Source organism: Pseudomonas auratipiscis (assembly GCF_036324085.1).
Classification (GTDB): Bacteria; Pseudomonadota; Gammaproteobacteria; order Pseudomonadales; family Pseudomonadaceae; genus Aquipseudomonas; species Aquipseudomonas auratipiscis.
On record NZ_JAZDCU010000012.1, the window covers coordinates 123745 to 137145 of the forward strand.

The following is a 13401-nucleotide window of genomic DNA, read 5'->3' on the forward strand; positions in this document are numbered from 1 at the left end:
ATCAGGCATAAAGAAAAGAAAACGCTGCGAGCAGGCCTGGGGTGGCCTGCTGCAATAACGATAAATTGTGGCGAGCGCAATACTAATTTTTTTGGCTGTTTCTATAGGGTTTTAGACTATTGCTCTAGCTCGGTCGTTTTATTGATGTACAGCTTCATTGCGGCAGCTTTCGCAGCGCCACTCTTTATAATTTTCGGCTTTCTCAAGCGCTGTAACCAAATCACGACCGCCTATAGTATTTTGGCAGTTGTTATGTTTTTCATTTGGATTTTTCACGCCCTCGCATTTTTTTTGCAGGAACGGGCTTACCACTGCCTGTTGCTTTGACGAAAGCGCTCTAAACCCCTTGTCGACGGCGAGCTGGGCGTAGCTTTGCACGCTCGGTTTTTCACCTTGAAATGCGTTTTGTGCGATAAGGGCCGAGAAAATCTCTCGCTCGATAGTCATTTGTTAATCCTTTATTCAACCAACAAGTTTGCTCATGTTTTTTCTAGTACTGAGCATTGCGAAAGCATACGTTACCACTGGGTACGGTTTTAATGAACTGGGTTTCCATCCAGCTATAAAAAGTTGGATTTCTCGTTTTGGCTCGGTAAATATTGGTTTCTTAGTGTTTAGAATATTTCAAGGGGTCTTTGTTACAATTTATTTCTTATGTGGTGATGTGGGAAAGTTTCACTTTTTATTTTAATGGCTGGCACGCTGAACGAAATTTTCTATATTTCTCGATAAATATAAGGAGGCAGTAGTCTTTATCCGCTTCTGTTTTTTATAAGAGATGCGCTGATACGCGCCTTACGGCTCATCCGTTGTTTCAGCTATCGCCGGCGCGTACTGCGGTGGATACTGGCTGCAAGATTGTGGCAACCATGGCTATGCACCTGCGGGGTGGTGCAGGGGCGAATGGAAGAACGTCTTGATCACCGACGCGTTCGCATCCATTCGTCTGCGACGTCGCCCATGTTGGACGGGGCGCCGCTTTTGATCCACGCCATGAGGGCTCGATCAAACTTGAAGGCTTTGCCACACTCGTTCACCAGAAACTGCCGGACCTTCTGAGTGTTGCGGTAGTTCTTGTCGAGGAGAGTGGACCGGGTGATTGGTCCTGCGTGCCAGTCAAAGCTCATTTCCATTTCCCTGGATGGTGAATTCGACCGGAGCCTAGCACCGCCGGCGGCACAAAACACTTATGCGACTTTTTGTGGGGTGAGAATGGGATTTGCCGATGGGCAGAGTGCATGATGTAACCGAAGAATTCATCATGCTTGGGCTGGTTTTTGGATCGCCCCCTGATTCTATAGGCTCCTCTTTACGTCAAACTGGACAGCGTCCGAAAAGTCAGGCATCCCCGGCCTATGCAGTTCCTGTATAAAACAACCAGAGGTGATTTGGTATACGACATTTCCACCGTGTTTGTAGCAACGGCTACCTACCGGAAAATCCACTAAACAGGCGAGATGTTCGATAGCAATCATCTTCGCGACCCCTGACGCACCACAGAACAAGGATGTATATGTTGCAACGAGCCCTGCTGACGTTCAACGCACTCGCGATCGTTGGCTTATCCCTGATCCCACTGCAGCCAGCCCTTGCCTTTGTAGACGATAAAAGAGTCTTGTCTGACCATCGATGGTACACAGAGGCTTATGTGAAAGACTATCTGGTAAAAAACTATCCAACGCTAGTTACAGGTGCTTTTCACAAAACCGTCAGATACGCCTACGCCGCTGATGCCCCTGTGTCCGGCTCAGGTTTTTCTGTGCATCAAGCGCTCCCTATGTCGGCTCGCCGGCACGAGGCTTTTTTGTGGAGTGAGAAGGATGCAGGAAAGAGCCTCGGCGCTGAAATCGATAAGCAGTGTGTGCTCTTGATTTCGGAATCGCTCCATTCTTTGAAGTATCAGGTCCGCCGCGCTCGGATCAAGGCAAGAGACACTAACACGGTCGCTGTAGCTGTAATTACTGATGTCAGGTCGGGAGAACTCACGGCTGCGCCACGCGATCTGAGTACTTATAAAACACGGCCGATTTCGTTGATTCCAGCGGAGGGTGATCGCAGGCTGCTGTGTAATGTCTATAGGTCAACAACGAGAAGCGCTGGTATCACCTACGAGTTCTCGGTGGTGCTAACGGCATCCGGGTTTTATCTTCGATACAAATAGATCAACCCCCGAATTCGTCCTGACTGGCCGCAGCTATCAGGACGAAACAACGACATTGTAGTGCGGGCAAGGTGAGGTCAGACCGGGGCGCCTAGAATGATATGGGACGCCTTGATGATCGCCGTTGCGCTCACCCCAGGAGCCAGCCCCAGTTCATTCACTGCTTCGCGGGTGACGATAGAGTAGACCTTGGTGCCACCCGGCAGCTCCAGCACGACCTCGGCGTTGACCGCGCCATCGGCCACGCTCACCACTTTTCCCGCCAGGCAGTTACGTGCAGACAAGCGGATGTCGCTGCTTTGCGTCATCAACATGACCCAGGGCGCTTTGACCAGGGCAAATGCATCGCTGCCCGGTGCCAGGTTCAGGCTTTTTGCGCTTTCCATTGTAACCACCGCTACCAGGGACTCCCCGCCGGCCAATTCAAGGACGACTTCCGCGTTCACCGCGCCCGGGTTCAGTTTCGTAACTTTGCCTTTAAACACGTTGCGTGCACTGACCTTCATCGCTGCTCTCCTTACGTTGAATTGGGGTAATTCACCTCGAACGGAACAATACGCCGGCCTGCGTACTTACGCTACCGCTGTATAGTTTTGTATATTGCGTCTTTCGGGCCACCTCAACATCGGGCGCTAGCCCGGCAATTCAGGAAATATCCGATGTACATCATGCCGTTCGACAACCGTCTCGATGCCCCTTTGACTGCCAGGAGAAGCAGGGGCAGCGCTGATGTCTCGGAGGAAGTCCGCCGCACTATCCTCGATGCGGCGAGCGAAGCGTTCGCTGACAAGGGCTACGCAGCTACCAAAGTATCGACCATTGCCAAGGCGGCCGGTCTGCCCAAATCCAATGTGCATTACTACTTCAAGTCCAAGGAAAACATTTACGCCAAGCTACTCGAGGACATCGCACCTTCCTATCTGGCTGCGTGCATGCCGGTGCTGGACGAATCACAGGCGCCGCTCGACGCGCTTACGCAAACGTTGGTGCGTATGGTCCGCCTGTTTGAACACCGACCCGGTGCCTCGAAAGTCTTCATTGCCGAACTTCGCGATGGCGCCAGAAACCTGCCCGGTGAATTCTTCGCCTCCTGGACTGTTCAGGCCCAAAGGAGTGTGGCGAGCATTCGCGAGTGGATCGATCGTGGTTTGCTGGCGCCTGTTGATCCGGAACATGTGCTGCTTACCATTTGGGCCTTGGCGCAGTCCTGCCTCAGCCGAGGTTGGCAAAACCCGGGTTGGCAACACGACGCGATGGACTACGACGCGGCTGCCAGCAATGCCGCGCGGTTATTGCGTTGTGGACTTGGTCCTGGCCACTGATTGCTCCCGGAAGTCTCAAGGGCGCCGATATCAGCATCTAGACGCCATCGCAGGACCTGCCGAGCCACGCAATGTCGCGCCCCCGACTATCCCCCCATCCATCTACCCCCCGCGGTGTATGTACACCCCGTCGACCGCATTGATAGCGTTGCTCCCACTTCCTGTTTACGTCACACCGCTTTTCATTAAAACAACAATAGTGGAGAGGTGCGTTATGAGTAGTTTGAAGTTGAGCCGAAGCCTGGGGTTCTGGGCGGCCTACTCCACATCGGTGGGGTTGGTGGTTTCGGGCACCGCCATGGTGGCGCTGGGTAATGGTTACGGCGTTTCCGGGCCGGCCTTCAGCGTCGTTGCGCTGTTGGCGCTGCTGGTGATTCTGTGTATCGCGATGTCCTATTCCGAGCTGGCAGCAATGCTGCCGGGGGCGGGGATGGTGGGGGAGTACACGCTGCCCGCCCTGGGAAAACTTCCTGCGCTGTTCGCCGTACTGGCAGGCTACATCGTGCTGGTGGGCACCGATGGTGGTACCAACATGATCATCGGCGGCCAGTCGCTTGAGCGCTTGACCGGTTTCCCCTGGTATCTGTTTTCCCTCGGTATTCTGGCTGTGCTGGTGGGTATCAACCTTAAAGGCGTCGATCTGTTCGGGCGGGTGCAAACCACCCTGGCGATTGCAATGATGCTGATGCTTGGGTTGGTGGGTGTCTGGGGCTTGTCCGGTTTCGAAACCGCGCCGCAATTGGCTGAGCAGCCGCCGTTTTCGGTGATTTCCTGGCAGGATCAATTCAGCCATTTGAGTTTGGCGATCTGGCTGTTCATCGGCATGGAGTTCGTTGCGCCCCTGGCCGAGGAGGTCAAGAATCCGGGTAAAACCATTCCGCTGGCAATGATCTTTGGCTGCGCCAGTATCTGGCTTGTCGATCTGCTTTTCGGCTTGAGCATCACGCGCTACTTGTCGCTGGAAGAACTCGCCGCGTCGACCATTCCACATGTCGATGGCGCCGCGGCGATGCTCGGTCAACCGGGTCTGATTCTGATGGGCAGCATCTCGATTCTGGCTGCGGTCACCACCTGTGACACTTATCTGATCGCGGTGCCGCGCATGCTCTATGGCTTGTCGCGTGAAGGCATGCTGCCGAAGATTTTCTCCTGGCTGCACCCCACCGCCAGAACGCCATGGTTCAGTATCTTCTTCGTGGTGGCGTTGATCCTTATCGTGCTGGTCTACGCCATGGCCAATCATGCCGATATTGCCTTGATCACCATGATGATCAGCGTGGCCTGCACCACCTGGTTGATGTCGTACCTGATTGCCCAGGTGAACGTAGTGATTCTGCGTTTCAAGTATCCCAACGCCAACCGTCCGTTCCGGACGCCGCTTTATCCGCTGCCGCAATTGATTGGTATCGCTGCGTGCCTGTACATGATCGGGACATTGGTCGCAGACGCCCAAGTACTGGGTATCGCGGTGGTGTGCTCGGCGTTGATCCTGGCGTTTGGCGTTATCTACCTGAAGAAGACCGGCCAGGACCTGTTCAAGCCCGTGCCACTGGATGACGTGTTGCGGCGCATTATCCATCGTTCCGAATCTATCGATGAGTCCAGCAATGGCAGCGAAGCGGTATTGCTTGCCCAGTTGAAACGCCAATAACCGTAGGTCGGAGTGAGCATGGATCTTTATTCAGTCATCGACCGGCGCGCCGAGCAAACGCTGCGCGATACGGTTTCACGTTTTGGCCAATACATGGGGCACGACGTCGTCACCGATGCCCGCACAGTGTCGGGAGTCGACCATCGCCTGGCAGCCGATGACCTGGTGCTTGAGCATCGCTTGTCGAGCAAGGTGATTGGCAGAATCTACACCTGCCGCTGGCGCTGGAAAGTCGCTGCGGACCTCGGGCCCACGGCGATGACTATCCGTCTTGATTATCGAGGTTGGAAGCCTTCAAGCCGAACCGCGAAGTTTGTTGGGCCCGCCATCAGCGCTGCCTTACGGGACCCGCTCAATGCCAGTGACGTGGTGCTTCCCTTGTGTGCTGCGATGGAGCTTGGCGGCTTGAGTATTCATTACCATCCAGCGGACAAGGCCTGTGAAGTGGTGCTGACACCCAACTATGGAGACTTCGTCTGGATGCTTATTCCACCGGTGAAGTACGCACGCCAACCCACCGCAGCGGAAGTGGACAGCACGGTGCTGCTCATTCAGCAAATCTCATTGATTCTTCAAGCCAATCGTCCTGTAGCACTCGCCAGCTGATGGTCGAAACGGATCACTGACTCACGCCTGGATAACAACCTGGGCGTGTTGCTCAGAGCTAGGCAAAAACCGTTGTTTCATGAGGATGTAGCCATGTTGGACTCGAACAATAAAACCATGACCGCCGCCATTCTCCGCGAGCTTGGCGGGCCACTGAAACTTGAACAGGTGCCGATTCCAAAACCGGGCATTGGCGAAATTCTTATCAAGGTAGTCGCCTGCGGTGTTTGCCACAGTGACGTGCATGCCTGCGACGGCGACTGGCCGAGCCCGCCGAATCTGCCACTGATTCCCGGTCACGAAGTCACCGGGCATATTGCCGAGCTGGGTGAAGGCGTGACCGGCTATGCGCTCGGCGACACCGTTGGTGTGCCTTGGATGTACAGCGCCTGTGGCGCCTGCGAGTACTGCCGCGCCGGCATGGAGACCATCTGCAAGCAAGGCGAGGCCACCGGTTACAGCAAGCCCGGCGGCTATGCCGAGTACATGATCGCGCCGGCGGCATTTGTCGCAAAAGTACCGGCTGGCGCTGATCTGTATGGCCTGGCGCCCATCCTTTGCGCAGGGGTTACCACCTACCGCGGCCTGAAACGATCGGGGGCGCGGCCGGGGCAATGGATGGCGGTCATCGGCATTGGTGGGTTGGGCCATGTGGCGGTGCAATATGCCAAGGCCATGGGCCTGAGGGTGGTTGCGGTCGACGTCAGTGATGAAAAGCTGGAGCTGGCCCATCGCTTGGGCGCCGAGCGGGTGTACAACGTGATGAATGACCCGGAAATTGCCATTCACGCAGAGCTGGGTGGGGTGCACGGTGTGCTGGTGACGGCGACCTCCAACAAGGCATTCGAACTTGCAGTGAAACTGTTGCGTCCTGGTGGCACGGCAATCTATATCGGTCAGCCGGGGGGCGCCGCCGACGAGGTGCGCAGCTCCATCGACCGTATCGTCAACTGGGAACTGTCCATTCGTGGCTCCAACGTCGGTACCCGGCAAGACCTGCACGAGGCCGTGGAGTTTGCTGCCAATGGCCTGGTTGCAGTCCAGGCCAGCCTGACCACTCTGGATGAGATCAACGAGATTTTCGACCAGATTCGTAAAGGCACGGTAGTGGGTCGCAAGGTGCTGAAGATTTCCTGATCCCGAGGCGGTTGGCGCGCAAGCGTCAACCGTATTGCTCGCTTGGAGTGCAAACATGAATGCCGATACTCAGCTGTATATCAATGGCCAATGGGTGGGCCCGGTCGAGGGCGGGGCGTTCGATACCATCGACCCCAGTAGTGAGACGCTGATTGCCAGCGTTGCTGCGGCCACCGCCGCGGACGTTGATCTGGCGGTGCGGGCTGCCCGTCACGCCTTCGACGAGGGGCCGTGGCCGCAGATGAGCGGCGCGGCGCGTGCCGAAGTGCTGCGACGCATCGCCCAGGGCATCCGTGATCGGCAGCAGGAACTGGCAGTGCTGGAAGTGCGCGATAACGGCAAGCCGCTGCCCGAGGCGCTGTGGGACATAGGTGATACCGCAGGCTGTTTCGATTATTACGCTGACCTTGCCGAAGGTCTGGACAGCGAACGTGAACAGGCGGTCGCCCTGGCCGACGAGCGCTTCAGTTCGCTGGCGCGTAAAGAACCGGTCGGCGTCGCGGGGGCGATTATCCCGTGGAACTTTCCCATGCTCATGGCCGCCTGGAAAGTCGCTCCGGCCCTGGCTGCGGGGTGCTGCATGGTCCTCAAACCGTCCGAACTGACGCCACTCACCGCGCTGGAGTTGGCGCGTATTGCCCACAACGCCGGGCTACCTGCAGGGGTGTTGAACGTGCTTCCAGGCCTGGGCCAGGATGCCGGCGCCGCACTGGCGCAGCACCCTGGGATCGACAAACTGGCCTTCACCGGCAGCGTGCCCACGGGCAGCCGGATCATGCAGGCGGCCGCGCACGACATCAAAAACATCAGCTTGGAGTTGGGCGGAAAGTCGCCCTTCATCATCTTCGATGACAGTGATCTGGAGGCCGCGGTCGAATGGATCATGTTCGGTATTTTCTGGAACCAGGGCCAGGTCTGCTCCGCGACGTCTCGCGTGCTTGTCCAGCGCAATCTGTATGCGCCATTGCTTGAGCGGCTAAAGCAGGAAGCGGAGAAAGTCAGCATCGGCAATGGCCTGGAGGAGGGTGTACTGCTCGGGCCGCTGGTGAGCAAAGGTCAGTACGACAAAGTGCTGGCGGCGATCGCTCGAGGTCAGGAGGAGGGCGCTCGACGGGTGTACGGGGGCGCGCGACCGGCCGGATTCGACAAGGGGTTCTACTTGCAGCCGACCATCTTTGCCGATGTCGCGCAAGACAGCTGGATCTGGCAGGAAGAGATCTTCGGTCCGGTGGTGTGTATCCGTGCATTCGATGATGAAAACGAAGCGCTGCGGTGTGCCAACAATTCGCGCTTTGGTCTGGCTGCCGCGGTGATGTCTGCAGACCTTGAACGTGCCGAGCGCGTGGCCCGCAAGCTGCGTGCCGGTATTGTCTGGATCAACTGCTCACAGCCAACTTTCACCGAAGCGCCGTGGGGTGGCTACAAACAGAGTGGTATCGGCCGCGAGCTGGGGGAATGGGGCTTGAACAACTACCTGGAAGTTAAACAGATCACTCGCTACGACAGTGAACAGAAGTGGGGCTGGTACCTCAAATAGGGCGCATGCCCGCTGCACCGGTGGCGCTTTTGAAGATAACATCAGGGCGCCACCTGCTGTCTCGTTGGCCGAACCTCATAGAGGCATCACACCATGCAAATGCACCTGACTGATTGGACGCGCAGTGTCGTCGAGGTAATGAGCCAACCTGCCGGTGGTCGGCAGTTACAGGCCCTTGCCGCCTGGTTGAGGCGTTTGAGCATTGCGGATCATTTCGTGCTGTTCATCTATGAGGGAAGTTATCGGCCGCTGTCGTTGTTCGACACGTTCACCGACGAGCAGCGGTGCATCTTCATTGATGAGTACCAGACGGGACCCTACCTACTGGATCCTTTCTACCTGGCCTCGCAACCGTCCCAGCCTGAAGGCGTGTACAGCATGCGTCAGCTGGCGCCGGATCAGTTCTACAACAGTGAATACTTTCGTACCTACTACCACCATCTTGGTTTATGTGAAGAAGTCGGCTTTTTCATCAACCTTGGCCCCGACACCCATGCTGTCCTGTCGTTGATGCGCCGGCGCGGGCGCACCCGGTTCTATGATGATGAGATCCGCCAACTGGAGAGTGCCGTTCCGGTTGTCAGTGCCGCGGTGCGGGCCGCATGGGAGGCAAGCAGGCAAGTTGCAGTCCGGCCCTTGGATGATCACGATCACCTGGTCCAGGAAGCCTTTGCCAACTTTGGCCGTGGCTTGCTCACCGAGCGCGAGTGCGAAGTGGTCAGGTTGCTGTTGCAGGGGCACTCCAGCCAGTCCATCGCGCAAAAGCTGCGGATCAGCCCGGCGACGGTCAAGGTTCATCGAAAGAACCTTTATGAGAAGTTGGGAATCGGCAGTCAATCCGAGCTGTTGGCGCTGTTTGTCCAGGCGATCAAGGGTAAGCCTTCGATGGCAGTTACAACAGATTGACGCGCCTGCAGACCACCTTTGCGCTGAGTCCTATCGAATTCATACCCGATTCGTCCCTGTACTAGAGCCGGAAGTGTCCTTTGATCAGGCGCAAAATCCTGCGCATATCAATCCGAAGCTCTTTGGATGACAAGCCAATGGGTGCACAGTCATTGATCTCCAGGTTTTCATCACCAACCCGTGTGTTCGACGGTAATGCGTGATAGTCGATTTTATAGGCGTCGCTGAATAGGGGTTTGATCCACATAGACGCGTTGGTCAGAATAATTCCATCGGTTGCGGTGCCCAGTTTAGTGGTATCGATAACGGCGATGACGGCATCTATCGGTGCGCCATCTTCGATTCGACCAAACGAATTCAGTGCATTGCCCAATTTTTTCAGGCCTTTCGTGCTGACGAGTTCTTCGCCCCAGATCACAGACTCGGACTTGACGCCTTCTACCTTCAAAAAGTCTGTTAAGGCCTCTGCGAAGGTGGCCGTCAATTCGGCGGTGTCCGGGTTTATTGGCAATTCGCCGTTGTACTCTGCGGCGCTTAGTTCACCGATGATGCGGGCTTGTTGCTGTATCAGCTCATCTTCTGGGGGCGCTCCAATCGCCGCGCGTAATTTCAAAGCTACTTGAGCATAACCTTCAAGCCGCTGACTCATGAACTCGGCTCGACCTGCATCGCCCATGGCGTGCGCCTGCATGAAGAAGTCTGGCAACCCATCTTCGTCCAGTAGGCTGACGATGTCTTCGATTTCATCACTTAGCAGCAGGTAGTCTTTGGCAACTTTCACTAACTGCATTTCAAACAAGGCTTGTAGGGCCACTGCGTCGTCGATGATTAGGTTGTCCATCACCGAACTGGTCAAGTAGCCTGCGGCCAAGCTGCCACCGATGGCCCCGAGGATACCGCCAATCAGCGTGCCTGGACCCGGAAAGCATGCAGTTCCGGCCAGCGCGCCGCTGGTGAAACCTGCGTATCCGCCTCCAACGCTGCTGGCGGTGCTGGTAAGGTTCTTGGCGAACTGCAGCGTGGAAATACGTCCTCGACACGTTCGAATGATATCGCCGGTCGACAGCACGACAGTCGATACCACCAAACTGACCAGGTTGCCGCGCAGCAGTTTGGCGAGCGTGTTAGTCGCGGCGGCGCCGGTTAGCACTTTCCCCGTCATGGACTTGACCAGAGCGGATACCAATTTGGGGCTCAGCTTCTCGACGAATGCCTTGCTCACTTCGCGAAACGCTTGTTCGAAGGCCGTTCGCCCCAGTTGGCTTGAGATCACGCTGATAGCCAATGCACTGCCACCTACTTTCAGGCCTGCCCAAGCGGCGTTTTTCAAGGCGACAGCAGGAGGTTGTCCCGACCAGATGCCTTGGGCGAACGCCACTGCGGCAGAAAGTGAGCCTGCTGCAACGCCGACTTTGACACCATTGAGCGCATCGAAAGTGACGCTTTCGACGGTACCAAACTTGGCGATGTTAACGGCTTGCTTGTAGGTAAGATTTCCTTTGCGAACAACTTTTTCTGCGTCATTCGGATCGGTGTATCCCGGAATTTTTCCTGCTTCGATCCGGGCCCTGACAGATTTGAGTGCATCCTCGTATTTGTCCGACGGCACTTCGATCTGCATGGCCTTGCCATCGTGGATGTAGCGAAAGTTTCCAGATTTGTCATAGCAACTGGAGATACACCGCCCACCGGTCGCACAGTATTTGGATTGAATCTTTACCCCGTCAATGATTCGGTCAGCACCATTCAAAGCGTTGTCATCGCCGATGATTCTGGCTTTCTTCAGGTTAATCCGATCGATGAGGTGGTTACCTTGTTCTGCGGCAAAGCCGTGACCGCCACTGGCGTTGAATCGAACTTGGTCGGAGTACAGATTACTGGTTTCGTTTGTTCCGAACGCGGTGCCGACGGCTACATCGGGGCGGTATTTGTCACCGGTATGCGCAGGCTTTTCGGGCGTGTGACGGGGCCTATGGTTAATCGGCGCACGGACTTGGTCGATCAGCTTGATTTTGGGCAGTTTGCGTCGAGTGTGCGTATCGCAATCAGTGACGTCATTGTCATTTGCGGCGCTTGCGTGTTCGGTTGCGTCGGGTTCTCTCGAGTTCAATGTGTACCAGCCAAAACTTGAAAGAATCCAAAGATATCAAAGTGCCATTATCTCGTTCAAGGTGAGTAGCATCTGTTTTTTGATGAACTATCGCGTAATACGCAGCATCGACGACTTCAGCTTGCGCAGCATGAACATTATCGGCCGCAGCAGTTGCGTGCGGTCAAGCACCGACAGTTCATGCAGGTCTGTACGCGAGGGCCTTTGATAGCCGAGGTTCCAGGTGAAGTAGTAGGCCCGGACATCCTTACGCTGGTGGATCAAGGTATTGAGCGCCGCGTCGTAGTGCATGGGGCCGCCGTCTGGGTGGCCGGCTGGGCGCTCAAGAATCTGCAGGAGAAAGTCGCGCAGCTGTGGCAGGAATGCCCCGTTCACCGCATAGAAGTGCGACAAGTGGATGGGCCGGTCGACCACGCTCCAGCCTGGTAGGTTGGCGTTTCCTTCAAACGGGTGGCCAAAGTAGGCGATGTCCCATTCCATGCCCTCCAGCAATGCGATGGCCTGCTTTCCGTATTGGCCAATATGCTTGGAGAACTGAATGTCGTCTTCGAGGATGAGGATGTTGTTCAGGTTCAGGCGGATTGCATCTTCAATGATCCGCAGGTGGCTCATAAAGCAGCCTCTGGCACCAATGCTGGGGAAGCCATCTTCTTCGCTGGGCTTAACCGCCTCAAAAAAGCCGGCTTTCTTGTGATCGATGTGAAAACCGTTGCGGCTGAACTCTTCCACTGTTTCTACGCGGCGGTCCTTTCTGGATGGAATATTGATGATTCTGGTCTGATCAAAGTAGTCAATCACGTTCATCCATCAGGTCCTCAGTGGAATTCAGTTCACCGCGTACTAGGGTGGCGGCAACAGGTCCAGGGTTTGCTCAAGTTCATTCAAGTCGATTTTGAAGCCATTGCCATCAGGTGTGCCCACTACGAAGGCAAAATGTTGCTTGTCGCGGTCGGTCAGGTATTTATAGAAGCAGACAAAACGATCAGGGGGCTGGAGCGTTAGCATAGTCGCGCCAGGCTCCATTATGTGAACGGCATGGACCAATTGGCTGCCCTCGACGCCGGCGATAACGCGCGCGCCGGCACAGGCTGCGATAATTGTCGCAACGTCGTTTTTTAACGGATCGATGATGCGAAAGCCCCGATTTACCCTCAGGTGTTCGGCTACCTCAAGCTCATTGCGCAACAAGCGCAGATCACCGGCTTCGCCACGGAGGATGAAAATTCCCGGATGAGGCTTGTAGTTCACGCGGGCGAGGAGTTTTTCCCCAAGCGCTCGGTGGCGCAGGTACTGGTTGCTGTTGTGGCTCGCATCGTCGAACAGCACCAGTTCGCGGATAAACGCGTTGTGCAGGCGAAGCGGGTGCATGCCTAGCAGGTCCTCATAAGGCGGGGCCTGGAGGAACAATGGAAAGCGGGCAGAGGGCGCGGTGGTGATTGGCGTACCCTCGTTGCAGGCCAATGCGTAGGTGAGGCAGTCCTCAGCCAGCCAGGTTCCAAACCAGCGGGCGCCGTAGGGCGAGCAATAGGCAGCGGCGCGCTCGATCTCCTTTTCCACCACGATGGCTGGCAGCCGGCTGGAGTGATCGGACAGTCGGTGGCTGGCAGTGCCTTTGTACAGTGTGCCGTCGATCAACAGTACATCTTTGATCAGGTAGCCGCGGGTAGGCGATTGCTCCACGCTGCCCAGTCCTTCCATGGTCCGGCGCGGGTGCTCATAGGGAAAAAAACGCGCGGCCTCCCATCCGCTTACCCGTTCCAACTGGTTGGGCAAGAAAAACGCCGCGGGTGCAGGGGTAACCTCGGCAGGCGCTATTTCCCAGGTCTTGACCGCAAGCTGTTTCAGGCTTTGCGACGGCTTGCGCCACAGTCGCTCCCTGGCCAGTTGCCGATAGGCGGCAAGGCTCCAGAGCTTGTGGTCCGACCCTGCCGTTTGTACATCCGAGATATCGCTTTCCATGAACAGCCTGCC

At 56.2% G+C, this 13401-nt stretch carries 13 protein-coding genes; 7 read left to right on the plus strand and 6 right to left on the minus strand.

Annotation, left to right across the window (positions count from 1 at the left end; genetic code table 11):
• Positions 1-138: 138 nt before the first annotated feature.
• Both V0R60_RS17600 and V0R60_RS17605 read right to left on the minus strand, forming a co-directional pair.
• Positions 139-447 carry a hypothetical protein gene (locus V0R60_RS17600; RefSeq protein WP_203542609.1) on the minus strand — a complete coding sequence of 103 codons (309 nt, stop codon included), beginning with the start codon at positions 445-447 and terminating at the stop codon, positions 139-141.
• 473 nt (positions 448-920) lie between these two features.
• Entirely contained in the window at positions 921-1127 is a 207-nt protein-coding gene (locus V0R60_RS17605; protein WP_136477117.1) for a DUF6434 domain-containing protein, read from the minus strand.
• Between the two features lie 386 nt (positions 1128-1513).
• Between V0R60_RS17605 and V0R60_RS17610 the strand changes: the two genes are divergently transcribed.
• Positions 1514-2161 carry a hypothetical protein gene (locus tag V0R60_RS17610; protein WP_330080335.1) on the plus strand — a complete coding sequence of 216 codons (648 nt, stop codon included), beginning with the start codon at positions 1514-1516 and terminating at the stop codon, positions 2159-2161.
• A gap of 77 nt (positions 2162-2238) precedes the next feature.
• On the opposite strand, the gene V0R60_RS17615 is transcribed toward V0R60_RS17610, so the two are convergent.
• Positions 2239-2667 (minus strand): TOBE domain-containing protein, encoded by a 429-nt coding sequence (locus V0R60_RS17615; RefSeq protein ID WP_136477115.1) that lies wholly within the window; start codon positions 2665-2667, stop codon positions 2239-2241.
• Positions 2668-2820: 153 nt separating this feature from the next.
• Between V0R60_RS17615 and V0R60_RS17620 the strand changes: the two genes are divergently transcribed.
• The 6 genes from V0R60_RS17620 (at position 2821) to V0R60_RS17645 (ending at position 9320) form a co-directional block, all read left to right on the plus strand.
• On the plus strand, positions 2821-3483 hold the full coding sequence (locus V0R60_RS17620; RefSeq protein ID WP_330080336.1) for a TetR/AcrR family transcriptional regulator: 663 nt from the start codon (positions 2821-2823) through the stop codon (positions 3481-3483).
• A gap of 214 nt (positions 3484-3697) precedes the next feature.
• Entirely contained in the window at positions 3698-5134 is a 1437-nt protein-coding gene (locus V0R60_RS17625; RefSeq protein ID WP_330080337.1) for an APC family permease, read from the plus strand.
• An 18-nt stretch (positions 5135-5152) separates the two neighbouring features.
• Positions 5153-5740, plus strand: a complete 588-nt coding sequence (locus V0R60_RS17630; RefSeq protein ID WP_330080338.1) for a hypothetical protein — start codon at positions 5153-5155, stop codon at positions 5738-5740.
• Between the two features lie 93 nt (positions 5741-5833).
• Positions 5834-6877 (plus strand): alcohol dehydrogenase catalytic domain-containing protein, encoded by a 1044-nt coding sequence (locus tag V0R60_RS17635; protein WP_330080339.1) that lies wholly within the window; start codon positions 5834-5836, stop codon positions 6875-6877.
• 55 nt (positions 6878-6932) lie between these two features.
• Positions 6933-8414, plus strand: a complete 1482-nt coding sequence (locus V0R60_RS17640; RefSeq protein ID WP_330080340.1) for an aldehyde dehydrogenase family protein — start codon at positions 6933-6935, stop codon at positions 8412-8414.
• Positions 8415-8507: 93 nt separating this feature from the next.
• Complete coding sequence (locus tag V0R60_RS17645; RefSeq protein WP_330080341.1) at positions 8508-9320, plus strand: helix-turn-helix transcriptional regulator; 813 nt, start codon at positions 8508-8510, stop codon at positions 9318-9320.
• Positions 9321-9381: 61 nt separating this feature from the next.
• Here V0R60_RS17645 and V0R60_RS17650 read toward each other — a convergent pair whose 3' ends face one another.
• The 3 genes from V0R60_RS17650 to V0R60_RS17660 form a co-directional block, all read right to left on the minus strand.
• Positions 9382-11430, minus strand: coding sequence for a hypothetical protein (locus V0R60_RS17650; protein ID WP_330080342.1), 2049 nt, complete (start codon positions 11428-11430; stop codon positions 9382-9384).
• Positions 11431-11517: 87 nt separating this feature from the next.
• A complete protein-coding gene (locus V0R60_RS17655) occupies positions 11518-12234 on the minus strand; it encodes a glycosyltransferase family 25 protein (RefSeq protein WP_330080343.1) in 717 nt (238 codons plus the stop codon).
• Between the two features lie 36 nt (positions 12235-12270).
• Positions 12271-13389, minus strand: coding sequence for a glycosyltransferase family 61 protein (locus V0R60_RS17660; RefSeq protein ID WP_330080344.1), 1119 nt, complete (start codon positions 13387-13389; stop codon positions 12271-12273).
• Positions 13390-13401 lie beyond the last annotated feature (12 nt).

What these genes read in the sequence shown, in the direction of transcription:
- V0R60_RS17610 (WP_330080335.1), top strand. Translation starts at nt 1,514, where the DNA reads ATGTTGCAACGAGCCCTGCTGACGTTCAACGCACTCGCGATCGTTGGC.
- V0R60_RS17645 (WP_330080341.1), top strand. Translation starts at nt 8,508, where the DNA reads ATGCAAATGCACCTGACTGATTGGACGCGCAGTGTCGTCGAGGTAATG.
- V0R60_RS17625 (WP_330080337.1), top strand. Translation starts at nt 3,698, where the DNA reads ATGAGTAGTTTGAAGTTGAGCCGAAGCCTGGGGTTCTGGGCGGCCTAC.
- V0R60_RS17660 (WP_330080344.1), bottom strand. Translation starts at nt 13,389, where the DNA reads ATGGAAAGCGATATCTCGGATGTACAAACGGCAGGGTCGGACCACAAG.
- V0R60_RS17605 (WP_136477117.1), bottom strand. Translation starts at nt 1,127, where the DNA reads ATGAGCTTTGACTGGCACGCAGGACCAATCACCCGGTCCACTCTCCTC.
- V0R60_RS17640 (WP_330080340.1), top strand. Translation starts at nt 6,933, where the DNA reads ATGAATGCCGATACTCAGCTGTATATCAATGGCCAATGGGTGGGCCCG.
- V0R60_RS17635 (WP_330080339.1), top strand. Translation starts at nt 5,834, where the DNA reads ATGTTGGACTCGAACAATAAAACCATGACCGCCGCCATTCTCCGCGAG.
- V0R60_RS17655 (WP_330080343.1), bottom strand. Translation starts at nt 12,234, where the DNA reads ATGAACGTGATTGACTACTTTGATCAGACCAGAATCATCAATATTCCA.
- V0R60_RS17615 (WP_136477115.1), bottom strand. Translation starts at nt 2,667, where the DNA reads ATGAAGGTCAGTGCACGCAACGTGTTTAAAGGCAAAGTTACGAAACTG.
- V0R60_RS17600 (WP_203542609.1), bottom strand. Translation starts at nt 447, where the DNA reads ATGACTATCGAGCGAGAGATTTTCTCGGCCCTTATCGCACAAAACGCA.
- V0R60_RS17620 (WP_330080336.1), top strand. Translation starts at nt 2,821, where the DNA reads ATGTACATCATGCCGTTCGACAACCGTCTCGATGCCCCTTTGACTGCC.
- V0R60_RS17630 (WP_330080338.1), top strand. Translation starts at nt 5,153, where the DNA reads ATGGATCTTTATTCAGTCATCGACCGGCGCGCCGAGCAAACGCTGCGC.